Genomic DNA, 22,265 nt, shown 5'->3' with positions numbered 1-22,265 from the left:
ACTCAGTGCGCGCCGATCGGGCGCAGGTCCTTGTCGTGTTCGTCGGCGTGGTAGTCCTCGGGCTCGGTTTCGTCGTTGCCCGGGCTCCACTTCGCGGCACGGGCGATCACCGAAACCACCGCGGCTACCACGATGTTCGCGATCAACGCCACGAAACCGGGGTAGATCTGGACCACGGCGAGGCCGGTGCCGCGGAAGGGGTGCCAGCCGAAGATCGACAGGTTGCCCATCGCCAGTGCCGAACCGCCGAAGTGGAGTTTTCCGTTGGCCGGGTTGGGGATGCCGTACAGCATGATCAGGCCCCAGGCCATGCCGACGATCCAGCCGGCGATGAGGCCCGCCTTGTGGAACCAGCGCGTGTACAGGGCGATCGCGACCGCGGGCAGGGTCTGCAGGATCAGCACGCCGCCGATGAGCTGCAGGTCAATCGAGAACTGCGGGTCGATCAGGATGATCACCAGCACCGCACCCAGTTTGACCACCAGCGACGCCAGTTTGGCCTGCTTGGCTTCCTGCTTCGGGGTCGCGTCCTTGCGGATGTACTCCTTGTAGATGTTGCGCGTCCACAGGTTCGCCGCGGCGATCGACATGATCGCGGCGGGCACCAGGGCTCCGATGCCGATCGCGGCGAAGGCGATGCCCGCGAACCAGTTCGTGAACTGCGAGTCGAACAGCAGCGGGACGATCGTGTTGCCGTCCGGCTTTCCGGTGGCGGCGTTCTTCAGCGGCTTGACGCCCGCCGAGATCGCGACGTATCCGAGCAGCGCCAGCAGGCCCAGCACGAACGAGTAGGCAGGCAGCGCCACCATGTTCCGCTTGATCACGTTGCGGCCGCGCGAGGCGAGCACGCTCGTGAGCGAGTGCGGGTACAGGAACAGCGCGAGTGCCGAACCCAGCGCCAGCGTCGCGTACTGCAGCTGGTTGCTCGAAGTCAGCAGGATCGAACCGGCCGGTTTGCCGGTGTTCGGGTTCGGCTTGGCGAGGGTTTCCTTGGCGGTGCTGAAAATGTGGTCCCAGCCGCCGAGCTTCGAGGGCAGGTAGAGGACCGCGACGATGATCACGAGATAGATCAGGATGTCCTTGACGAACGCGATCAGCGCGGGCGCGCGCAGGCCCGACTGATACGTGTAGAGCGCCAGGATGATGAACGCGACCAGCAGCGGCAGGTGCCCGACGATGCCGGAACCGTTGATGCCCATCGTGCGCAGCACGGCTTCGAGGCCGACCAGCTGCAACGCGATGTAGGGCATGGTCGCGACGATGCCGGTGATCGCGACCAGCAACGCCAGCGTCGGCGAGCCGAAGCGGCCGCGGACGAAGTCGGCCGGGGTCACGTAACCGCGCGAACGGCTGACCGACCACATGCGCAGCGCGGGCAGCAGGACGATCGGGTAGACGACGATCGTGTAAGGCAGCGCGTACAGGCCGAGCGCGCCGGCGCTGAACACGAGCGCGGGGACGGCGACGAAGGTGTAGGCGGTGTAGAGGTCGCCGCCGAGCAGGAACCAGGTGATCCACGACCCGAACTTGCGGCCGCCGAGTCCCCACTCGTCGAGGTGGTCGAGGCTGCCGCCGGCCTTCCACCGCGAGGCGACGAAGCCGAGCACGGTGACCACGACGAACAGGAACGCGAAGACGATCAGTTCGACCCACTGAATGTTGTTCATCGGGCGTCCCCCTCGTCCAGGTCGTCGACGCTCAGCTCGTCCCGGCCCGTGTTGCGCGGCTTGTCCTTGGTGGCCAGGTAGACGATGCCGGTGCACAGCACGCCCAGCACCACGAACGCCAGCTGGAACCAGTAGAAGAACGGAAGGCCGAACAGCCGCGGCCCGTCGAAGTTGAACAGCGGCGTGACCAGGATCAGCAACGGGATCAGCAACAGCAGGTTCCAGGCACTGAACTGGAACCCGCGCACCCGACCGCCCGGTTTGGCAGTGGACATCGAACCTCACCTAACACTCACGTGACACGCGACCGCCTGACCCTAGACCCCGGTCATCCCGCCGTCATACGACTTCGATATCGATTCGATCAGCACTACGAACACGTTCCAGGGTGTGGACAACCTCGGGGACAACCCGCTCCCGCGCGGCTCCGGAGAGTCGTCCGCTACCCCTATCGGCGGGGCCGGACCCCCCCGAAAGCCCCAAGGAGTTGTGCCGGAAGGCGGTTGTCCACCGGGTTCGGCAGCTTGTGCACAGAGTTATCCACAGGCAGTGGACAACTCTGTGGCTAAACTGGACGGCATGGTCCGCGTGCCCCTCACCGACGAAGAACGCTCCCGCGGCGAGCGGCTCGGCCTGGTGCTGCGCGCCGCCCGGGCCAGCCGCAGCATGGTCGACGTGGCCGCGGAAGCGGGCATTTCGGTCGAAACCCTGCGCAAGATCGAGACTGGGCGGATTCCTACGCCCGCGTTTTTCACGGTGGCGGCGATTGCTGACGCGGTGGGGATGCCGTTGGATCAGCTGCGGGTTGCTTGTGCGGGGGATGCGGCTGCGTTTTCGCAGGCCAGTTGAGGGGTTGGGGGCGTTCTGTCTCGTCGCCTGGCGGCGACATTGCAGGTGGGGGGTTGCGTGGGGCACCCCGATTTTTCATTGTGCTGACGGTTCGGGGGAGGGGCTGGGGGCCTCGCTCTTTGGGTGCACCGGCGGCGGATTAGGGCTGAGTGCTGCGTGGGTGCGGCGGCTGCGGGTTTGGGGGTGGGGGCCTCGCTGTTTGGTGCACCGGTGCGGTTTTTAGGGCTGGGTGCTGTGCGAGTGGGTGCAGCGGCTGCGGTGTGGCGGTGGTGGTTGAGTGTGTGGGTTGGGCTGCGGGGGTTTCTCGGTGATATCTCAGCCGCGTAGGTCTGCTAGGACTCGTTCTCGGTCGTTGAGGTAGTGGCAGTCTCGGACTGGCAGGTCGAAGGAGTTCAGCAGCTTCTCGAAATCCGCGTACTCGTCCGGGTTCAGCTGGATGCCGGTCACCTGGAAATGTGCGGCGAGGGTGTCCGCCAGTTCCTCCCATTCGCCGGACCACTGCAGGTCGCGGTAGTGCTCCAGGTCTTCCGGCGGCATTCGGTGGGCGAGCAGGCGCAGGACGCTGTCGACGAAGTAGCTGATCCGGTTGCCCGCGCGGTCGTCGACGGTCGGGTTTGCCGGGTCTCTCGCGGCGTCCGCGTTTCGGATCACGCCGGGGCCTGGCAGCGGGTAGCTGGTGTGCACGAGACCGTCGCCGTTGACCAGGACCACCACGCGCACGCCGTATCGTTCGCCGACGCAGCGCCAGCGGCCGTTGTACTGCTGCCGCCGGGGTTCGCCCGGATCGTTGGCGACGTCCTTGACCACCGCGATGATCTGCTCGTCGCTCCATCCGGGCGGAAACTCGCACGTCGCCCTGCGGCCGATGCCGGAAGCGTGTCCACCGCCCACCTTCGGCTCCTCTCGTCGGCACGGAGCCTAACCCGGGCGCGGCCGTTCAGCCGAGTTGTGCGAGTACCAGGATTCCGACCGCCAGCAGGTCCGGACCGCGGAACAGTTGCCGCATAAGGTTTGCTGGCATCGGGCCAGCGGGGGTGTCGACGAAACCCGCGCTGCTGTAGTCGACCGGCTGACGCGTGACCGTGCGCAATACCGAGAGCACTGCCAGGGCAACAGTCACCCACGAGAGCGGCGAAAACGTGGTGCCCAAAGCCAAAAGCGCCACTGAGAGCAGAGCGCACCAGACCAGGCCGACGACTGTCAGCGCGACGCCGTGGGCAAGCACCAGCTCTCGCGACGACGAGCCCAACCACCGGCGCCGACCCGGATTTCGCCACAGCACGCCAAGACCGGCCCCGAAAGGAGTAAGCGCGACGTACGCGCCGATCCCGACGAGCACTGGTCCCGGCAGCGTGGGAACAGCAACATGGCCCACGGCTACCGCGAAAGCCACTAACAACACCGCGCTCGCGTATCGGGACCGGCCGACGATTCCGAGCCACGCGAGCCGGAACGCGGTGGGCGGGCGCAGCGACCAGGAACCGGCGGGCGCGGATTCCGGCAGCATCATCATCGGGTCGAGGAAGCTCACCGCCATCGCCCGCAGCACCCGCGCGTTCCAGCCGTCGAGCAGCACCGCGCGGCCAGCACCGCTGACTGCTTTGCCGCCGAAAGCCAGCAGCAGACCGCATAACGCGAGCGCCGCGCCGACGTACTGCACCGTCGTCGCGTCCAGCCGAGCCGCGGCTAGCACCACCCCGGCCACCGCGAGGAGCAGCGGGCCGGCGGCTTCGAAAAGGAACGCGGTACGCCGCGCGGTGGTGAACGCGAGGATCGTGCCGCCGGCGACGAGCGCTGCCGCGGCGCGCCACCAGTCGAGCGAAGCGCCGCCGACCGCCAGCATCAGCGCCGCCAGATACCCGAGCACGACGACGAATCCGGTGAGCACGCTGGCCAGCCGGGCCGTGACGACGCGGCGGCGGTCTACCCGGGCGAAGTCCATCCAGGTCAGCTCGGCCGGTTCGGCCCAGACGAATCCCCGGCGCAGCAGGCTTCGCCAGCCCACCGCGGCGCACAACGCGACCAGGCCGAGCACCGCCGAGTAGTCCACTGCGGACGGTCCAAAGAGGACTCGGTGCCAGGCGTCGGTGCGGAAGAAGGCGGTGAACAGGAAGCCGACGCCGAAGATCAGCACGAACGTAGGGCTGTCGCCGCTGAAAATGCCGCCGAACCGCTTGCGGCCGGGCACCCGCAACCGGGTCACCACAGTTCGAGCACGCTGTCTGCGGTGTCCAGCAACGGTTGGTGGTGCGTGGCGACCACCACTGCCGCACCCGCCGCGGTGGAGCGGGCGATCAGCTTGACCAGCCACTCCTTGCCCGCGGTGTCGAGCGCGCGTTCGGGTTCGTCCAGCAACAGCACGCAATGCGGCCGCGCGGTGACGCCCAGCAACAGCAACCGGCGACGCTGCCCGGCCGAGAAATGCCCGGCGGTGACGCGAGCGCGTTCGGCGAGACCGGCGTCCGCGAGCAACTCTTCGAAATCGCCGAGATCCTCGCCGAACGAGCCGGAAAGCAGTTCCAGATGCTGCACCGGGGTGAGTTCGGCGAAGAAGTCGGAATCGTCGAAGAGGACGGACACCTTGCGGCGAAAGGCAACGCTGCGTTCGTCCGGCTTCGCGCCGTCGATCAGCACCCGGCCCCGCTGCGGTTCCTGCATTCCGTACAGACACCGCAGCAGGGTGGATTTGCCGACGCCGTTAGGCCCGACCAGCACCGCGCATTCTCCCGGGTCGACCGAGAAATCGAGGTCCTCCAACAACCACAGGTCACCGGCCTTCACGCCGAGCCCGCGCGCCTCGACTATTGGCGGCACAGCAACTCCACCACCGGGGCCAGCACTTCGAGGTTCGGCTCGAGGACGGTGAAATAGCTGATGCCGAACCGAGCGCGGTGCGCGACCAGCTGCGCAGCGATTTCCTCCACAGTGCCGACCAGCACGGTGGGGACCTCGGCCAATTCGTCGAACGTGAGCGAATCGCCTACGCGCGCATGGATTTCCCGCAACGCGCCTTCGCGATCATCAGTGACCTGGACGAGCTGCACCAGCAGGTTGAATTCAGCCTCGCGGCCAGCGAGCCGCTCGGTGACAAACCTCGTGCGTTCTTCCACCGCGTCCGCCGTCGCCAGCATCAACGGCGAACCGTCGCGCACTTTTGCCATGCCGCTGAAGGCAATCGTCGTCGCGTGCTCGGCGGCGAGCGAAAGCAGCCGGTCGCCGCGGCCGCCGATCATCAGCGGGGGACCGCCGGGCCGCACGGGTTTCGGCGCGTATTCCGGATCCGCGTAAAGCCGCTGGAGTTCCTTGACCACGAGTTCGAGGTGCTCGACCCGCGCGCCCGCGCTGGGAAACGGCATTCCGGCCGCTTCGAACTCCTCTTTCACGTATCCGGCGCCAAGACCGAGTTCGAGCCGTCCGGACACGAATTGGTCCGTGCCCGCGACTTCCCGCGCGAGCAGCACCGGATTGTAGAACGGCGCGTTGAGCACGAAGGTGTTGAGCCGCACCCGTTCGGTGACCGCGCCGGCCAGCACGAGCGCGGGAAACGGCGGCGCGATGCCGAGATGGTCGGCCACGCTCAGCACGTCGTAACCGAGTTCCTCGACCCGGCGGCATTTCGCGACCCACTCCTCGCGCGAGCCGGGCCGCACCAGGTTCACGCCGAACCGGAAAGTCTTCTCCCCATCAAAGCTCATGCGGTCCACGGTAGCCGTTTCCCGGACCCGAAGAAGGGGACGTCGCCGCCCGGTGCGAACGTCCCCTTCTTCAAGCAGCGGTGAGCGTCAGCCCAGACGCTGGGCCAGCGCGTCCAGCTCGTCGCGCAGCGGCGTCGGCACCTCGCCGATCTTCGCGAACCACTCCTCGATCAACGGCAGCTCCTCGCGCCACTCCTCGTTGCGCACCTCCAGCGCGGCCTGGATGTCCTCGACCGGCTCGGAAAGGCCCTCGAGGTCGAGATCCTCGGCGTTCGGCACGAACCCGATCGGGGTCTCGACCGCGTTGCCCTTGCCCTCGACGCGCTCGAGCACCCACTTGAGCACGCGCGAGTTCTCGCTGAAGCCCGGCCACAGGAAACGGCCGTCGTCGCCGCGGCGGAACCAGTTGACGTAGAAGATCTTCGGCAGCTTGTTCGCGTCGGCGTTCTTGCCCAGCTCCAGCCAGTGGTTGAAGTAGTCGCCGGCGTGGTAGCCGAGGAACGGCAGCATCGCCATCGGGTCGCGGCGCACGTTGCCGACCGCGCCGACCGCAGCGGCGGTGGTCTCCGACGACATGGTCGCGCCCATGAACACGCCGTGCTGCCAGTCGCGGGCCTGGTTCACCAGCGGCACCGTGGTCTTGCGGCGGCCGCCGAACAGGATCGCCGAGATCGGCACGCCCTTCGGGTCGTCCCACTCCGGCGCGAGGATCGGGCACTGCGACATCGGCACGCAGTAGCGCGAGTTCGGGTGGGCGGCCTTCTCCTCCGAGTCGGGCGTCCAGTCCTCGTGCTTCCACGACGTGGCGTGCGCGGGGGTGTTCTCCATGCCCTCCCACCACACGTCGCCGTCGTCGGTGAGCGCCACGTTCGTGAAGACCGTGTTGCCCTTCTCGATCGTGCGCATGGCGTTCGGGTTCGTGTGGTTGTCGGTGCCCGGCGCGACGCCGAAGAAACCGAACTCCGGGTTCACCGCGTACAGCCGGCCGTCCTCGCCGAACCGCATCCACGCGATGTCGTCGCCGAGGGTCTCCGCGCGCCAGCCCGGGATGGTCGGCTGCAGCATGGCGAGGTTGGTCTTGCCGCAGGCGCTCGGGAACGCCGCCGCGACGTAGTGGACCTTGTTCTCCGGCGAGATCAGCTTGAGGATCAGCATGTGCTCGGCGAGCCAGCCCTCGTCGCGGGCGATGACCGAGCCGATGCGCAGCGAGTAGCACTTCTTGCCCAGCAACGAGTTCCCGCCGTAGCCAGAGCCGTAGCTCCAGATGAGACGCTCCTCCGGGAAGTGCGAGATGTACTTGGTTTCGTTGCACGGCCAGGCGACGTCCTTCTCGCCCGGGGCCAGCGGCTTGCCGACCGAGTGCAGCGCGGGCACGAATTCGCGCTCCGAGCCGTCCGGCGCGATGAACTTGTCCAGCGCGGCCTTGCCGGCGCGGGTCATCACGCGCATCGAGGCGACGACGTAGGCGAAGTCGGTGATTTCGATGCCCAGCTTGGGGTTTTCGTCGCCGAGCGGGCCCATGCAGAACGGGATGACGTACATCGTGCGGCCGGCCATGCAGCCGCGGTACAGCTCCGTCATGGTGGCCTTCATCTCGGCCGGGTCGACCCAGTTGTTCGTCGGGCCCGCGTCCTTCTCCTCCTTCGAGCAGATGAAGGTGCGGTCCTCGACCCGCGCGACGTCGCCGGGGTCCGAGGTGGCCCAGTAGGAGTTCGGCTTGGCGTCCAGCTTCACGAAGGTGCCGGCGTCGACCAGCTCCTGGTTGATCCGGGCGGCTTCCTCGTCAGACCCGTCGACCCACACCACGCGGTCCGGGGTGGTCAGTTCGGCGACCTCCCGGACCCAGGACAGCACGCCACTGTGCGTCGTCGGCGCTGTGTCCAGTCCGGGGATGGCGACTGCGGTCATCTCTACTCCTGACTTCCGACGACAAAAGAGCCCACACCGCGAACGACAGTGTTCTTGGTGCGGGCTTCGTTGCCGGCGACCGAATGGCTTCGCACACCGGCGGAAGACCGGTGTGCGGGTTTTGGGATTCCCCGACTGTAGCCGGATGGACGGCAGGTAACCGAGAGCTGACCTGTCGGTTCTCTCACAAGAACGATAAGGGAATCGATTCAGTTTCACCGGAACGGGCCAGCGCCGAAAATCTTTCCGCGTGGCCCGCGTCGCATTCGTGCCCGATGCCGGGACCTGGTCTGATCAAGCGCGCGCGGGTGTCAACGCTGTCAGCCGTCCCCGGCCGGGAAACGACGAACGGGCCCGGCGCGCGGCCGGACCCGTTCGTGTGACGTCAGTTACCGAGTGCTCAGTTGGGGCTGATCCACTGCCCGGTTCCGCTGTCGATCTTCGCGACGCCGCTGAGCAGCTGGGCGCCCTCGCCGCCCCAGGCGGAATCGCTGCCCGGGTCGGCCGCCGCGTGGCTCGCGCCGCTGTCGGCCTCGGTCCACTGGCCCTGGCCGGTGTGCTCGAAGGTGTGCGTGGAACCGTCCGCGCCGACCTGCACCGCGACGTCGGCCTGGCCGTCGCCGTTGGTGTCGGTGAAGGCGATCGTGCCGCCGGACTTGGTCTCGACCACGGCGGTGTCGTTGTGCCCGTCGTGGTCGGTGTCGATGGTGGCGACCCCGGCGTCGACGTTGCCGTCCGGCAGGTCGGCGTGGATGTGCCCGGTGGTCGAGGTGTCCTGCGTATGCGGGTCGGTGCCGTCCGACCCGGACTGGCCGTGGCCGGATTCGACCCAGCTGCCGCTCTGCTCGTCGTAAACCGCCTGGTCCACGACGTGCCCGGACGCGTCGAGCACCGCGTAGTGGTCGGCGACGCCGTCGTGGTCGGTGTCGGCGAACGCCTGCGCGGTGCCGTCGTCGTGCTCGACGACCGCGGTGTCGGAGACCCCGTCGTGGTCGGTGTCGTAGTTGACCTCGGCCTGGTACTCCTGGCCGTCGACGTGGACGGTCAAGGCCTCCGGGCCGGTCGCGTCGGTGCCGCCGCTCTCGTCGACCCACATGGGTTGGTCCCCCTTAGTACGCCGGGTCTGCCGTTTCTCGCTCGGTATGACTCACGTTAGGCCGGTTCGGTTCCCGTCCACAAGCCGATCACGCACCGGCCCGATCGCGGACCGTGCGGATGCGGGCCAGCAGCGTTTCGGCTCGGGTGTGGCCCTCGGTGACGTCCTTGAGGCGTTTCGAGACGATCGCGATCTTCTTCGCCCGCTCCTGCGCGCTCATCTTGATCGTCTGGTCCACCTCCTTCAGCTCCGCCTCGATCGCCTCGATGCGGCGGCCCAGCGCCTCGTCCAGGGCGAGCGACAGTTGCTGTTCGGCCTCGATGAGCTGTTCGGCGATCAGCTGGTCGAGCGTCGAGCGGGCGTCGGCGATCGCCTCGACCAGCCATTGCTTCAGGTGCTGTTTGTCCGAGGCGTGTTTGCGGGTGCGGGCCATCCACCAGCCCGCGCCGAGGCCGATCACGATCGTCGCCGGCAGCACCACCGGGTTGAGGATCGCGACCCCGGCCAGGGGCAGCGCGGCGATCTTCCCGGCGCCGACGCCGCCGGAGATGCCCATGAAGACCAGCAGTTTGTCTTCGGCCGTCGGCGGTTTCTTGTCCGGCGGGCGCAGCACGACCGGCGGGCCGCCGGCGCGGGCGAACTGGGCTCGGATCACGTCGAGTTCTTCGGCGGAGAACAGCTCCGACAGCGCCGTGTTCGTCACCTGGTTCAGCCGCTGCGACAACTGCATCGACACCCGCTGCGAAGCGGTCTGCAGCGCGATGTCCACTTCCTGCGGCAGCGCGGCCAGTTCGTCACGCTTCGCGGCGTCGATGCGTTGCCGGAAATGCGCCTGGGCCTCGCGCATTTCGCGGCTGCTCTCGTGGCCGATCTCGACCCGCGTGCGCTGGATTTCGCCGCGCAACCGCAGTTGCCAGCCCCGGGTGGAGGTGCGGCGTTGGGACTGAAGATCGTCGCGGCGGGCGCGGAGTTGTTCGGCTTCCGCTTCCCCGGCGGACAGGGCCCGGCTTTCCGCTTGCAGCTTCGCCTTGATCCCGGCCAGCGCGCTCGACAGCGAGCGGAGCGTGTTGGCTTCCTTGAGCATCATCGACCGGCCGACCAGCAGTTCCTGCAGTGCGACCTGCACCGCCGCGATGCCGGACTTCTCCCGCAGCATGGCGGCGACCTGGTCGTTCGGCGCCTTCGCGGCGGTCTCGAACACACGCGCCGACACCGGGTGGAAGACCGCGTCGGCGAACCGCGGCGCGTGTTCGGCGAGCAGTTGCCGGTCGGCTTCCAGGATCTCGCGCCAGCCGCGGAACGCGTCGGTTTTGGCCAGCACGAACACCACTGTCTCGACGCGGTCCGCGACCTCGCGCAGGAACTGCAGCTCGGTCGAGGTGAACGGGGCCGACGCGTCGACCACGAACACCAGCGCGGTCGCGCCCGCGGCGGCCTCCTTCGCGAGTTCGCCGTGCAGTGAATCGAGCCCGCCGACGCCCGGGGTGTCGACCAGGGTCAGCCGTTCCAGCAGCGGGACCGGGCCGGAGACCTCGACGTAGCGCGGCGGCAGCTGTCCCGGCGGCAGTTCGTGCGCGGCGGACACCCAGTCGACCAGTTGCGTCAGGTCGAACGGGACCGGTGCCAGCTGCCCGGGATAACAGGCCTGCGCGCCCCACTGCGGCGCGTGCTCGAAAACCAGGTAGGTCGCGGTGGCCACGTCAGCGTCCACAGGGGACAGTCCCGGGGTCGCGAGCAGGGCGTTGACCAGCGAACTCTTCCCGCGGTTGGTCTCGCCGACGACCACCACGGACGGTTTCTCCGAACGGGCCTTGCGCTGGTCCTCAACCCACTTCGCGGCCTGCGGATCAGCCTCGCGGACGACGCCGAGCAGTTGTTCGCGAGCGGCCTGGACCTGGGCGGGAAGCGTCGGTGCGGTCACTGCGCCCGCTTCGCGTAGACAGTGACGATGGGCGCGCGCAGCAGCCGGTCCTGGTCGGCGAACCCGACGACCTCGGTCTCCGCGACGACGCCTTCCAGCTCCGGATCGTCGGTGGGCACCGCGCCGCCCGCTTCGTGGCGCGCCGGGTCGAAGCGCTCGCCCTCGGCGCGCAACGCGGTGACGCCGACGGCGGCGAGCCCGTGTTCGAGCCGCTCCACGACTCCGCTGCTACGGGCGCGGTCCAGCGCGTACAGGCAGAGCTGGATGAGCGCCTGCCGGTCGGAAAGCGCGCGTTCGAGGTCACCCGGGGCAGCTACGAGGTCCACATCGGGATCCGACGCATCCGCCGCGGCGGCGGTTCCGTCCGCCTCGGCGATGATCCGCGCGAGTGCGTCCGCGCTGATCTCGCCGGTCGGCGCTTCGGCCGCGTCGCCTGCTTCCTCGTGGCCGAACCACGCCATCGAGCCCCTCCCCTGGTAGTCCCCGTGATTCCACCAGTTTGCGACACCTCGGCGCGCGGCGGGGGCGGATCACTCAGACGGGCCGAGAATCCGCGTCAGCAGCTGCCGCAGCACCGCCTGCTCGTGCTCGACGTCCAGGTCGGGATCGAGGCTCGCGCGGGAAAGCAGGGCGTCGACCAGCGCGACGACCCAGTTGCCCGCGTCGCCCGGGGCCAGCATGGGGGAGAAGCGGCCGGTTTGGACGCCGCGCTCGATCAAGCCGACGAGACCGACGCGCATGACGTCGTCGTTGCTGCGGATCAGCTCGGCGAACTCCGGATCGCGCGCGGCCTGCGCGGCCGCTTCGAGGATCAGCCGCACGACGCCGGGCAGCACGATCGCCGCGGACATCCGCTCGACCACGGCGAGCACGGCTTCCCACGGGTCGGCCATTTCGACCGCGGCGGCGAGCAGTTCCTCGTTGTCGGCGGTGTCGGCCTCGAAAATGCCGACGAAAACCGCGCGTTTGCTGGGGAAGTAGTGGAACAGGCTGCCGGAGCTGATCCCGGCGGCGCGGCAGATGTCCGCGGTGGAGGTCTTCTCGAAACCGTTGCGGGCGAAGCAACCGGCGGCCGCGTCGAGAATCGCGCGGCGCTTCGCCGCGTGCTTCTCCGGGTCGACCGTCCTCACCACGGGGACATCATCGCTCAGGCGGCGGTTCGTCGAGCCACGGGCGGCCGTGCGCGGTGAACGCTTCGGCCAACTGCTTCCGGGGCAGGTCCGTTTTCTCGCGGGCGATCTCCCGGTCGTTCTCGCCGAGCAACACGAGCTTGCCGTCGTCGACGAAGACCGCGGTGAGGGGAGCGTCGATGCGCCGGCGCCGTTCGCGTCGTTCGAGGGTGACGCGCGTGGCGGACACCGTGACGATCAGCCGGTCCCACGCCCAGACCCAGGCGAACGCCACCCCGAGCAGCAGGCCGACGACGACCGCGCCGATCAGCCGCCACGGCTGCGGCACCGAATGCAGCAGCCGGAACGGACCCTGCACCGGGAACCAGGTCAGCGACGTGATCCAGCCGGTGAGCGACTGGACGCCCCAGCCCAGCAGGGCCCCGGCGACCGGACAGGCCAGCCAGGAGCCGCGGCGCACCCACGCCGGTTCGTCGACCACGGTTTCCATGGGGATCATTATTAGACCGAGTGCTCGGTTTATCAAAACCGGGGTCAGGCGAGTTCGCGGATCAGCGAGCGCATCGCCTTCTCGAGCGCCGGAACATCCGCCGCCAGCCGGGACGACACCAGCAGCTGGTGTTCCGCCGTGCGCAGCCATACCCGGCCGGCGACCGGGATCTCCAGCACCGACAGCCGGAACGGCCGGGCGCGGCGGCCCAGTTCCACCTCGGTTTCGCGGACTAGCCTGCCCAGCCGTTCCCCGGCGAGGATCTGGCGGCGGTGGAAGCCGGACGAGACCGGCCGGCGGGCCGCGGCGAAGTGTTCAGCCGCGGCCGGGGCGAAGTGCTGGGCCGCGAGGTCGATCGCCGAACCGTCACCGGGAGCGGGGCTTTTCCGGCGGGTGCGGGCGGAACCGCGCTCGCGCAGGAAGGACAGCAGGCCGTTCCACCACGGTTCCCACTGCGCCTGCACCGCCGCGCGGTCGAGGGCGGGCGGGACGTGCACCGGCACGGCGGGCTCCACCGGCGGCAGCAGCTGGCCGTCGGCGACCGAGAGCGCGAGCACGTCCCGGAGGAACAACGCCACGTCGACGTCGTGGTCGCTCCCCCAGTTCACCCGCCACGAGGTGGTGTCCTCCAGCCGCACGACATTCAGCCTACGCGTCGCGGCCGAGTTGTTTACTGTTCGCGAATCTGTTGCCAGATCAGGAAATAGGCGCGGTGCACGACGTGGGCCACGCGGCTTTGCGCCGGAGTCGCGCCGAACGACGCGAAAGACCGCCACCAGCCCGCGCGTTCCAGCGCGTGCGCCGCCAGCTCCGGACGCGGGGCCCCGGGAAGGCCGAGCTGTGCGCCGATGTCGGCGTTGCTGCCGACCCGAAGCACCTCTTCCGCCAGGTCTTCCGGCATTTCCACGGCCCCGGACGCGACGAGCGTCAACGCTTCCAGCAGCCGCAGCTGATGCGCTTCCGGGCGGGCCAGCAGCACCTCGATCGCGTCGTGCACGCGCTGCCGTTCGCCCGGGTCGCCGGACGCGTGCGCCAGCGCGGTCACCGACGCCAGCGCGGCCGCGGCCTTGATCCCGTCCGCCCGCGCGGCGAACACGATCGAGAGCCGGCGGCGTACCGCGTCGAGTCCGGAGAGGTCGAGAAGCTTGCGGCGCAAGGCGCCCGCGGTGATCTCCGGTTCCGCGCGGATCGCGTCGACCGCGCAGCGGATTCCGAAAAGGTCGAGTTTCTCCAGCAGCCGCAACCGGATCCCGGTCGGGACGGCGCACTCCCAGCTGGTGAAGATGTCGGCCGCGATGAGCATGGTTTCGAGGACGTCGTCGTCAAGCGCGGCGAGCTGGCCGAGCGCTTCGGCGTCGGCCGAGGTGAACCCGCCGGACTCGGCCGATTCGGCGATCAGGCCGATCACCGGCAGCACGTCCGCGACGCGCGGCTTCAGCGTCGCGGCCTGTTTCTCGGCGAGCAGTTGCGCGGCCTTCCAGACGTCCCCGCCGGAGCCTTCGACCGAGTCCGCGACGATCGTGTCCGCCTTGTTCAGCACGGCGATCGCGTTGACCGGCCCCGCTTCCCGGCTCGCCGTCGCGGCGGTGAACGCGGCCAGCGCCTGCTGATCGTCCGCACGCACGCCCTGGGTCACCACGTACAGCACGGCCTCCGCGCCCGCGACGGCGTTGCGCGAGGTGTCGTCGAGGTCGTCGGAACCCTCGTCCTGCTCGGCCGCGCCCAGCAGCTGCTCGGTCCGCGACACCGACGCGGCGTCCAGCGAGCCGAGACCCGGGGTGTCGATCACCGTCATGTCCTGCAGCACCGCGTTGGTGAGGTACGCCTCGAGGTGCGAGACCTCGGAGATGTCGACGCCCAGCTCGGCCGGGATCGACCCGTCCGCGGCGAACGGCAGCACCTGCTTGCGGCCGTCGAGGAACACCACCTCGACCCGGTCGACCGTGCCGTACTGGAACCGGGTGACCAGCCGCGTGCACTCGCCGACGTCGGTGGGCGCGACCCGCCGCCCGATCAGCGCGTTGACCAGCGTCGACTTGCCCGATTTGATCCGCCCGGCGACCGCGACCTGCAGCGGCGCGCCGAGCCTGCGCAGCACCTCGGCGAACCCGGCGGCGGTGCGCGGCGACACCTGGGACCGCAGCCGGTGGCACAGTTCCGCCACCGACGCGGACAGTGGGCCGGCGAGGCGTCCCCGTTCCGCCGTTCCCGTCACCGCCCCGGCCCCCTTCCGGCTCGTCCGCTCGCCCGTGCGGGAATCGTCGCATGCCGGTCATCCTCCGGTCGCACCGAAGGTGCTACCCGCGACCGACGCGGCATCCGGTGCCGCGACCTACTGTTGACTCGTGCGACGGCTCAGCCTCTGGATGCGTGCCCACCCGATGGTGGGGGACTCGCTGCTGGCGCTGTTTCTCGCCGCGTTCGACATCCTGGTGTTCGCCACCGGCGGCCTCGAGCCGGAACTGCCCGGACCGGACTGGTACGTCGCGATCCCGATCGACCTCGCCGTAGTCGCGCCGCTGGTGTTCCGCCGCAAACGACCGGTGCTCGCCGCGTACGTGGTGTACGTCGTTTCGTACGCGCACAGTGCGCTGGACCTCGGGGTGTCCGGCCTGGCCGCGCTCGCGATCAGCCTCTATTCGGTCCAGGTCTACGTCGGGCGCAAGCAGGGGCTGCTTTACGGCGGCGCGTTCGTGGTGGCCATGGCCGTCACCGCGATCGTCAAACCCGAGCCGTCGATGGCGGCCCAGCTGCTGTTCAGCGCCTTCACCATCGCGTTCTGCTGGCTGCTCGGCGAGTTCATGTACGCCCGCCGCGCCTACCAGCGCGAACTGGAGGCCCGGTTGCACCTGCTGGAAACCGAACGCGACCAGGCCGCGCGCATCGCGGTGGCCGAGGAGCGCGGCCGGATCGCCCGGGAACTGCACGACGTGGTGGCGCATTCGGTGAGCGTGATGGTCGTGCAGGCCGACGGCGCGGCGCTCGCCCTGAAAGCCAATCCGGAGCTGGCCGGACGCGCGCTGGGGACGATCTCCGAAACCGGCCGCGGCGCGCTCGGCGAACTGCGCCGGCTGCTCGACGTGCTGCGGGGCGACCGCGGCGACGACGAACCGCGGGTGCCACAGCCCGACGCGACCGCGCTGGGCGATCTCGCCGAGCGCATGCGCGCCGCGGGCGTCCCGGTGGACCTCTCCCTCGGCGACGGGCTGGACCACTTGCCCGCCGGGGTGTCGCTCGGGGTCTACCGGATCGTCCAGGAATCGCTCACCAACACGCTCAAGCACGCCGGGGCCGGAGCCAGCGCCGCGGTGCGGGTGCGGCGGACCGGCGACCAGGTCGAGGTGCTCGTGCGCGACGACGGCGCGGGCCGGGCGCGGCGGCTCGAACAGGTCGGCCCGAACGGGGCGAACGGCGCGACGGCGGCGGCGGCCCGGCAACCGGAGCCGCGGCTGTCGGTCGCGGGCGGGAACGGATTGATCGGGATGCGGGAGCGGGCGCACGTGTACGGCGGGACACTGGAGGTGGGCCCCGCCGCCGGCGGTGGCTGGCAGGTGCGAGCGGTGCTGCCGGTTAGGTTGAACTCGTGATCCGAGTGGTGGTCGTCGACGACCAGGAACTGATGCGCGTCGGGTTCCGGATGGTGCTGGGCGCGCAGGCCGACATCGACGTGGTCGGCGAGGCCGGCGACGGCGCGCAAGCCGTGCGGATGGCCGCCGAACTGCGGCCCGACGTCGTGCTGATGGACGTGCGGATGCCGGTGCTCGACGGCGTCGAGGCGACGAAACAGATCGTCGCGGCGGGCACCGCGCGGGTGCTCGTGATGACCACCTTCGACCTCGACGAGTACGTCTACGCCGCGCTGCAGGGCGGCGCGTCCGGCTTCCTGCTCAAGGACACCCAGCCGGACTACCTGGTGTCCGCGCTGCGCTCGGTCGCCGACGGCGACGCGGTGATGTCGCCCTCGGTCACCCGCAGGCTGCTCGACCGGTTCGTCGGCTCCGGCGGTTCGGAAATGCGCGATCCGGCCGAACTCGACGTGCTGACCGACCGCGAACGCGAGGTGCTCGTGCTGATCGCGAAAGGCATGTCGAACGTCGAGATCGCCGAGACGTTGTTCCTTTCCGAGGCTACGGTGAAAACACACGTCGGGCGGATCCTGTCGAAGCTCGACCTGCGCGACCGCGTGCAGGCGGTCGTCCTCGCCTACGAAACCGGGCTCGCCCGGCCGGGGATCGGCTGAACCGTCCGATTCGGACACTGTCCACACCGGACCCCGCCGCGGATTCCGCCGTGGGGTCCTTGGCGCTCCGGGCAAAGTTCAGGGTCGGCTCAGGGGCATCCCCCATCGCGCTCCACCCTGCGACCCGGTTGGGTACTACTCAGGTCGGGTAGCCGGTTCGGTCCACGGGATGACGCGAAAACGGCGGCGCTGAGACAGGATGAATTCCGTTAGCACCGCCGTAGAGGGAGCAGGGGATGATCGAGGCAACAGGTCTCACCAAGCGTTACGGGAGCACGCTCGCGGTGAACAACCTGTCGTTCAGCGTGGCGGCGGGGAAGGTCACCGGATTCCTCGGCCCGAACGGCGCCGGCAAGTCCACCACCATGCGCATGATCCTCGGCCTGGACAACCCGACCGCGGGCCAGGTCCGGATCGGGGGCAAGCTCTACCACGAGCTGAAGGAGCCGCTGCGCACGGTCGGCGCGCTGCTCGACGCGAAGTGGGTGCACCCGAACCGCTCGGCGCGGGCGCATCTGCAGTGGATGGCCCGGTCCAACCGGATCCCGCCGGCGCGGGTGGAGGAGGTGCTCGACACCGTCGGGCTCACCAGCGTCGCGGGCAAGCGGGCGGGCGGGTTCTCGCTCGGCATGTCGCAGCGGCTGGGGATCGCCGCCGCGCTGCTCGGCGACCCGGAGGTGCTGCTGTTCGACGAGCCGGTGAACGGCCTCGACCCGGAGGGCATCCTCTGGATCCGCAAGTTCATGCAGCGGCTCGCCGCCGAGGGCCGGACCGTGTTCGTGTCCAGCCACCTGCTTTCGGAGATGGCGCTCACCGCGACCGACCTCGTGGTCATCGGCAAGGGCCAGCTGATCGCGCAGTCCACCACCGAGGAATTCGTGGCGCGGGCGGCGGAAAACACCGTGAAGGTGCGCTCGCCGCAGCTTCCGCAGCTGCGCCAGCAGCTGATCTCCGCCAGCGCACAGGTCGCCGACGCGGGCGAAGCGCTCATCGTGTCCGGAATGGACAGTGCGAAGATCGGCGAGATCGCCGCTTCGGCGAACCTCGTGCTGCACGAGCTGAGCCCGCAGACCGGCTCGCTCGAACAAGCCTTCATGCAGATCACCGGCGACTCCGTCGAGTACCACACCGGGCTCGAGGCAGAGGCGCGGCAGGCCGCGGCCATCCGCTGACCACACTCTCGTTGGGAAGAGAAAACTCATGACTTTGCTCGCGGTCGAACGCATCAAGCTCTTCACCACCCGGTCGCCGTGGTGGTGCGCCCTCGTCGCACTCGCGCTCACCATCGGGTTCGCCGGCCTCATGGCGGGCTCGCTGCCGAGCGGGGAGACGATCTCGGTCGCCAACACCCAGGTCGGGCACCAGTTCGGCATCGCGGTGATCATGGTGCTGGCGGCGCTCGCGGTGACCACCGAATACCGGTTCGGCACGATCCGCACCACGTTCCAGGCGGTGCCGAACCGCGGCAGCGTGCTCGTCGCGAAGGCCACCGTGGTCGCGCTGCTGTCGTTCGTGATCGGCGAGATCGGCGCCTTCGCCTCGTGGGGCCTCGGCTACGCGATCCGCCCGTCGGACTCGGTCGCGCTGAACACTTCCGCGGACTGGATCAACGTCGCCGGCGTCGGCGTGGTGTTCGCGTTCGCCGCGATCATCGCGGTGGCGGTCGGCACGCTGATCCGGCACAGCGCGGGCGCGCTCTCGCTGCTGCTGATCTACGTGCTGGCAGTGGAAAACCTCGTCCAGCTGATCCCGACCGTCGGCCAGAAGATCCACGAGTGGATGCCGTTCACCGTCGCGGAGCGCTTCCTCGGCGGCGTCCGCCAGGTGCCGGGAGCGCCGGAGGCGGCACTGTCGCAGTGGGGCTCGCTGGCCTACTTCGCCGGGGTGGCCGTGGTGCTGCTGGCCATCGCGATCGGCGTCGCGAAGAAGCGCGACGCGTAAAGACCCACAGGGGCGTTCGGACGAGTCAGGCGGGGGCCGGCGGAGCCGAACAAGGGGAAAAAGGGAAAAAGGGGAACAAGATCCGGGTCGCCATTCGGGGGGCGGCCCGGATCTTTTCGTTTCGGTAGAGTTCGGGTCCACGAGAAGGGGGACGGCGTGCTCGAAGCGACTGGGCTCACCAAGTCCTACGGCGACACGGTCGCGGTGCGGGACCTGACGTTCACCGCGCGGGCCGGTCGCGTCACCGGATTCCTCGGCCCGAACGGGGCGGGGAAATCCACCACGATGCGGTTGCTGCTCGGGCTCGACGCGCCCACCGCGGGCACCGCGCACATCGAGGGCAAGCCGTACCGGCAGCTGACCGATCCGCTGCGCACGGTCGGCGCGCTGCTCGACGCGACGTGGCGGCATCCGGGCCGTTCCGCCCGCCAGCACCTGCGGTTCCTCGCCGCGACGAACGGGCTGCCGGACCGGCGCGCCGACGAGGTGCTGGAACTGGTCGGGCTGTCCGCGGTCGCGCGCAACCGCGCGGGCACCTTCTCGCTCGGCATGCTGCAGCGGCTCGGCATCGCGAGCGCGCTGCTCGGCGACCCGCGCGTGCTGCTGTTCGACGAACCGGTGAACGGCCTCGACCCCGAGGGCGTGCACTGGGTCCGCCAGCTGCTGCACGGGCTCGCCGCGGAAGGCCGCACGGTGTTCGTGTCGAGCCACCTGCTGCCGGAAATGGAGCAGACCGCGCAGGATCTCGTCGTGATCGGCCGCGGCCAGCTCATCTACCAGGGCACGATGGCCGATTTCGTGGCGCGTGCCGGTTCGCGCGGGGTCCGGATGCGCACGCCGCACGCCGACGCGTTGCGCACCGCGCTCACCGAGCGGCGCGTGGTTTTCACCGAGGAATCCGGTGCGTTCCTGGTGTCCGAAATGGACAGTGCGGCGATCGGCGAACTCGCCTTCGCCGCGCGCGCCACGCTGCACGAGCTGAGCCCGCTGGCCGGTTCGCTCGAGCACGCCTACCTCGAATTGACCGGGCAGGCAGCCGAATTCACCAGTGGAGGTGCGCGGTGAATCTGCTGCGGGCGGAACGGATCAAGCTTTTCAGCACTCGCGCGCCGTGGTGGTGCGCGCTGATCGCGGTGGCCGCGCCGATCGCGTTCACCGCGTTGTTCCTCGGGCTTTCCGGGGCGGAAATCACCGCGGACGTGAGCAATACTCAGCTCGCCACGGGCACCGGCCGCACGGTCGCGCTGGTTCTCGCGGTGCTCGCCGCGACGGCCGACTTCAACTGGGGCACGCTGCGGCTCACCTTCCAGGCGGTCCCGACGCGGACGCCGGCACTGCTGGCCAAGGGCGCGGTGGTGTTCGCGGTCTGCGCGGTGCTCGGCCTGCTCGCCGGCGTCGGCTCGTGGGGCATGGCGCATCTCGTGCGCCCGGACGCCGATCTCGGCCTGCATTCCGGAGCGGATTGGCGCGTCGTGTTCGGCCAGATCCTGACCTTCGCGCTGACCGGACTGCTCGGCGTCGGCGTCGGCCTGCTGCTGCGCAGTTCCGCGCTGGCGCTGGCGATCGTGCTCGGGTGGACCCAGCTGGTCGAGGGCCTGGTGCTGCTGATTCCCAAGATCGGCAGCGACCTCTACCAGTGGATGCCGTTCTACGCGGCCTCGCAGTTCGCCGGTGGCGATTTCACCAGGACGACCCTGAAACTGTCGCCGCCTTTCGGTCCGTGGGGTTATCTCGCGTATTTCGCGGCCATCGCCGCGGTGTTGTTCGCCGCGGGCGTGGTCACCGCGAATCGGCGGGACGCCTGACCTGCACGTGCACATTCCCGAGTGCGCGGAGAGCATTCGGATTAAATCCTCGTAAACCGGTGTGGCTTCTCTCACACGGAGCGGACATACTGTCAGAAACCCACGGATATTCACAGCAGAGCCCCGTCTCAGCTCTCCGGAGGTGAACCGTGACGGTGGACATTGATCACTTCGTTTCCCGCGACGCTGCGGTACCGACCCCCCGCCTCGAACCGATGCTGGACCTCGAATGGTCCCAGGCGATCGAACTGCCCCGGTTCGCGCTGCCCGCGACCCGGCCCGCCGAACTGCGCCAGGCGTGGGTGCATCGCGCCCCCGAGGACGCGGTGCTCGGGCTGTACCGGCGGGCCAGCGGCACCGACGACGTGCTTCCCGCGCCGTGGTGGCTGCGCGCGGTCGCGAGCGGACGGCTCGAATCGCGCGAACTCGGCTTCCGCATCGAGGACCGGGTGGCGCAGCTGCTCGGCAAGCGGATGGGCTGGGAGTTCGTGCCCTGGGCAGCCGACGGCGAATCCGGGTACTGGGAGTTCATGCCGTCCGAACGCGGCAAGTCCGGCCATTCCATCCCGACGACCGTGCTGAACACCGACCGGCACGACGGCTGGATCGACGTGTTGCCGGCGCATTCCGGCCGCGCGCCGGAACCGGTGGCGGTGGCCGGGCTCGCCGGACTGCGCTCGCGGCTCGGGGAGTTCGAAGCGGTCCGCTGACCCGATGCGTATGTTGTCCGGGTGGAAAACGAGGACCAGCCACGGCTGCGCAGCGTGGTCAGTTACGTCAAACGCGGCGGCCGGATGACCGTCGGCCAGCAGCGGGCCTGGGAAGAACACTGGCCGCGGCTCGGCCGGACGGTGTCGGAGCTGCCTTCCGGGCCGGTCGACTTCACCGAGTGGTTCGGCCGCGAAGCGCCGGTCATGCTGGAAATCGGCTCGGGCATGGGCGAGACGACCTCGCAGCTGGCCGCCGCCGCGCCGGAGCTGAACTACGTGGCCGTCGAGGTGTACGACCCCGGACTCGGGCAGCTGATGCTGCGCGCGGAAAAGCTGGGCGTGAAGAACCTGCGCCTCATGCACGGCGACGCGGTGGTCCTGCTGAACTCGCACGTCGAGCCAGGCACGCTGTCCGGAGTGCGGCTGTTTTTCCCGGACCCGTGGCCGAAGAAGCGCCACCACAAGCGACGGATCGTACAGCCGGATTTCGTGGCACTGATCGCGTCGCGGCTCGCGCCGGGCGGGACTTTCCACATGGCGACCGACTGGGAGCACTACGCCGAGCAGATGCTCGAGGTGTGCTCGGCGGAACCCGCGCTGCGGAACCGGTACGCCGACGAGCCGGGCGGCTGGGCCCCGCGGCCGGAGTGGCGGCCGGTGACGAAGTTCGAACAGCGAGCCGACCGCGAGGGGCGGGTTTCGCACGATCTGATCTTCGAGAAGCGCTGACCCCTGGGCTAGCGAAGCGACGAAGGGCCGTCGCCGGGTTCCCATCCCCGGTGACGGCCCTTCGCTTCCTTCACCCCCGGTGCC

Annotated in this window: 23 protein-coding genes; 9 read left to right on the top strand and 14 right to left on the bottom strand. The window is 69.3% G+C overall.

Going from position 1 to position 22,265, the window contains the following annotated elements:
* Positions 1–2 precede the first annotated feature (2 nt).
* Together mctP and F9C11_RS07415 are read right to left on the bottom strand one after the other, a co-directional pair.
* Entirely contained in the window at positions 3–1,667 is a 1,665-nt protein-coding gene (mctP, locus tag F9C11_RS07420) for a monocarboxylate uptake permease MctP (RefSeq protein WP_409184148.1), read from the bottom strand.
* Positions 1,664–1,942: a DUF3311 domain-containing protein gene (locus F9C11_RS07415; protein ID WP_409184147.1), complete on the bottom strand. Its 279-nt coding sequence runs from the start codon at positions 1,940–1,942 to the stop codon at positions 1,664–1,666. The genes mctP and F9C11_RS07415 overlap by 4 nt, the downstream gene beginning before the upstream one ends.
* Positions 1,943–2,246: 304 nt before the next feature.
* Between F9C11_RS07415 and F9C11_RS07410 the strand changes: the two genes are divergently transcribed.
* Positions 2,247–2,516: a helix-turn-helix domain-containing protein gene (locus F9C11_RS07410; RefSeq protein WP_009085150.1), complete on the top strand. Its 270-nt coding sequence runs from the start codon at positions 2,247–2,249 to the stop codon at positions 2,514–2,516.
* Between the two features lie 315 nt (positions 2,517–2,831).
* On the opposite strand, the gene F9C11_RS07405 is transcribed toward F9C11_RS07410, so the two are convergent.
* The 12 genes from F9C11_RS07405 to F9C11_RS07350 form a co-directional block, all read right to left on the bottom strand.
* Complete coding sequence (locus F9C11_RS07405) at positions 2,832–3,407, bottom strand: EndoU domain-containing protein (RefSeq protein WP_409184146.1); 576 nt, start codon at positions 3,405–3,407, stop codon at positions 2,832–2,834.
* Between the two features lie 46 nt (positions 3,408–3,453).
* Positions 3,454–4,722: a hypothetical protein gene (locus F9C11_RS07400; protein WP_409184145.1), complete on the bottom strand. Its 1,269-nt coding sequence runs from the start codon at positions 4,720–4,722 to the stop codon at positions 3,454–3,456.
* The gene (locus F9C11_RS07395) at positions 4,716–5,321 is read right to left on the bottom strand and encodes an ATP-binding cassette domain-containing protein (protein ID WP_409186836.1); all 606 of its coding nucleotides are present in this window, start codon (positions 5,319–5,321) and stop codon (positions 4,716–4,718) included. Before F9C11_RS07395 ends, F9C11_RS07400 begins: the two co-directional genes overlap by 7 nt.
* Positions 5,318–6,211 (bottom strand): TIGR03621 family F420-dependent LLM class oxidoreductase, encoded by an 894-nt coding sequence (locus tag F9C11_RS07390; RefSeq protein ID WP_409184144.1) that lies wholly within the window; start codon positions 6,209–6,211, stop codon positions 5,318–5,320. Before F9C11_RS07390 ends, F9C11_RS07395 begins: the two co-directional genes overlap by 4 nt.
* Positions 6,212–6,298: 87 nt before the next feature.
* A complete protein-coding gene (locus F9C11_RS07385) occupies positions 6,299–8,119 on the bottom strand; it encodes a phosphoenolpyruvate carboxykinase (GTP) (protein WP_409184143.1) in 1,821 nt (606 codons plus the stop codon).
* A 400-nt stretch (positions 8,120–8,519) separates the two neighbouring features.
* Positions 8,520–9,215, bottom strand: a complete 696-nt coding sequence (locus F9C11_RS07380) for a DUF6802 family protein (protein WP_409184142.1) — start codon at positions 9,213–9,215, stop codon at positions 8,520–8,522.
* Between the two features lie 88 nt (positions 9,216–9,303).
* Positions 9,304–11,136 (bottom strand): dynamin family protein, encoded by a 1,833-nt coding sequence (locus tag F9C11_RS07375; RefSeq protein WP_409184141.1) that lies wholly within the window; start codon positions 11,134–11,136, stop codon positions 9,304–9,306.
* Complete coding sequence (gene grpE / locus F9C11_RS07370) at positions 11,133–11,597, bottom strand: nucleotide exchange factor GrpE (protein WP_409184140.1); 465 nt, start codon at positions 11,595–11,597, stop codon at positions 11,133–11,135. Before grpE ends, F9C11_RS07375 begins: the two co-directional genes overlap by 4 nt.
* Before the next feature lie 69 nt (positions 11,598–11,666).
* Positions 11,667–12,269 carry a TetR/AcrR family transcriptional regulator gene (locus F9C11_RS07365; RefSeq protein ID WP_409184139.1) on the bottom strand — a complete coding sequence of 201 codons (603 nt, stop codon included), beginning with the start codon at positions 12,267–12,269 and terminating at the stop codon, positions 11,667–11,669.
* A 7-nt stretch (positions 12,270–12,276) separates the two neighbouring features.
* Positions 12,277–12,756, bottom strand: coding sequence for a hypothetical protein (locus tag F9C11_RS07360; RefSeq protein ID WP_409184138.1), 480 nt, complete (start codon positions 12,754–12,756; stop codon positions 12,277–12,279).
* Between the two features lie 44 nt (positions 12,757–12,800).
* Positions 12,801–13,394: a hypothetical protein gene (locus tag F9C11_RS07355; RefSeq protein WP_409184137.1), complete on the bottom strand. Its 594-nt coding sequence runs from the start codon at positions 13,392–13,394 to the stop codon at positions 12,801–12,803.
* 32 nt (positions 13,395–13,426) lie between these two features.
* On the bottom strand, positions 13,427–14,971 hold the full coding sequence (locus tag F9C11_RS07350; RefSeq protein ID WP_409184136.1) for a dynamin family protein: 1,545 nt from the start codon (positions 14,969–14,971) through the stop codon (positions 13,427–13,429).
* A 166-nt stretch (positions 14,972–15,137) separates the two neighbouring features.
* On the opposite strand from F9C11_RS07350, the gene F9C11_RS07345 reads away from it, so the two are divergent.
* The 8 genes from F9C11_RS07345 (at position 15,138) to trmB (ending at position 22,181) form a co-directional block, all read left to right on the top strand.
* The gene (locus F9C11_RS07345; protein WP_409186835.1) at positions 15,138–16,343 is read left to right on the top strand and encodes a sensor histidine kinase; all 1,206 of its coding nucleotides are present in this window, start codon (positions 15,138–15,140) and stop codon (positions 16,341–16,343) included.
* A complete protein-coding gene (locus tag F9C11_RS07340) occupies positions 16,340–16,996 on the top strand; it encodes a response regulator transcription factor (RefSeq protein ID WP_009085178.1) in 657 nt (218 codons plus the stop codon). The genes F9C11_RS07345 and F9C11_RS07340 overlap by 4 nt, the downstream gene beginning before the upstream one ends.
* 236 nt (positions 16,997–17,232) lie before the next feature.
* Positions 17,233–18,168, top strand: coding sequence for an ABC transporter ATP-binding protein (locus F9C11_RS07335; protein WP_409184135.1), 936 nt, complete (start codon positions 17,233–17,235; stop codon positions 18,166–18,168).
* Positions 18,169–18,196: 28 nt separating this feature from the next.
* Positions 18,197–18,937 (top strand): hypothetical protein, encoded by a 741-nt coding sequence (locus F9C11_RS07330; protein ID WP_409184134.1) that lies wholly within the window; start codon positions 18,197–18,199, stop codon positions 18,935–18,937.
* Positions 18,938–19,093: 156 nt separating this feature from the next.
* Positions 19,094–20,002, top strand: coding sequence for an ABC transporter ATP-binding protein (locus F9C11_RS07325; RefSeq protein WP_409184133.1), 909 nt, complete (start codon positions 19,094–19,096; stop codon positions 20,000–20,002).
* The gene (locus tag F9C11_RS07320) at positions 19,999–20,742 is read left to right on the top strand and encodes a hypothetical protein (protein ID WP_409184132.1); all 744 of its coding nucleotides are present in this window, start codon (positions 19,999–20,001) and stop codon (positions 20,740–20,742) included. Before F9C11_RS07325 ends, F9C11_RS07320 begins: the two co-directional genes overlap by 4 nt.
* A 215-nt stretch (positions 20,743–20,957) precedes the next feature.
* Positions 20,958–21,452 (top strand): hypothetical protein, encoded by a 495-nt coding sequence (locus F9C11_RS07315; RefSeq protein ID WP_409186834.1) that lies wholly within the window; start codon positions 20,958–20,960, stop codon positions 21,450–21,452.
* Positions 21,453–21,473: 21 nt separating this feature from the next.
* Positions 21,474–22,181: a tRNA (guanosine(46)-N7)-methyltransferase TrmB gene (trmB, locus tag F9C11_RS07310; protein ID WP_409184131.1), complete on the top strand. Its 708-nt coding sequence runs from the start codon at positions 21,474–21,476 to the stop codon at positions 22,179–22,181.
* The last annotated feature ends 84 nt before the right edge of the window (positions 22,182–22,265 follow it).

Origin of the sequence: Amycolatopsis sp. VS8301801F10, from assembly GCF_046195355.1 — a bacterium.
Lineage (GTDB): Bacteria > Actinomycetota > Actinomycetes > Mycobacteriales > Pseudonocardiaceae > Amycolatopsis.
This window is presented reverse-complemented; position numbering and strand designations above follow the sequence as displayed.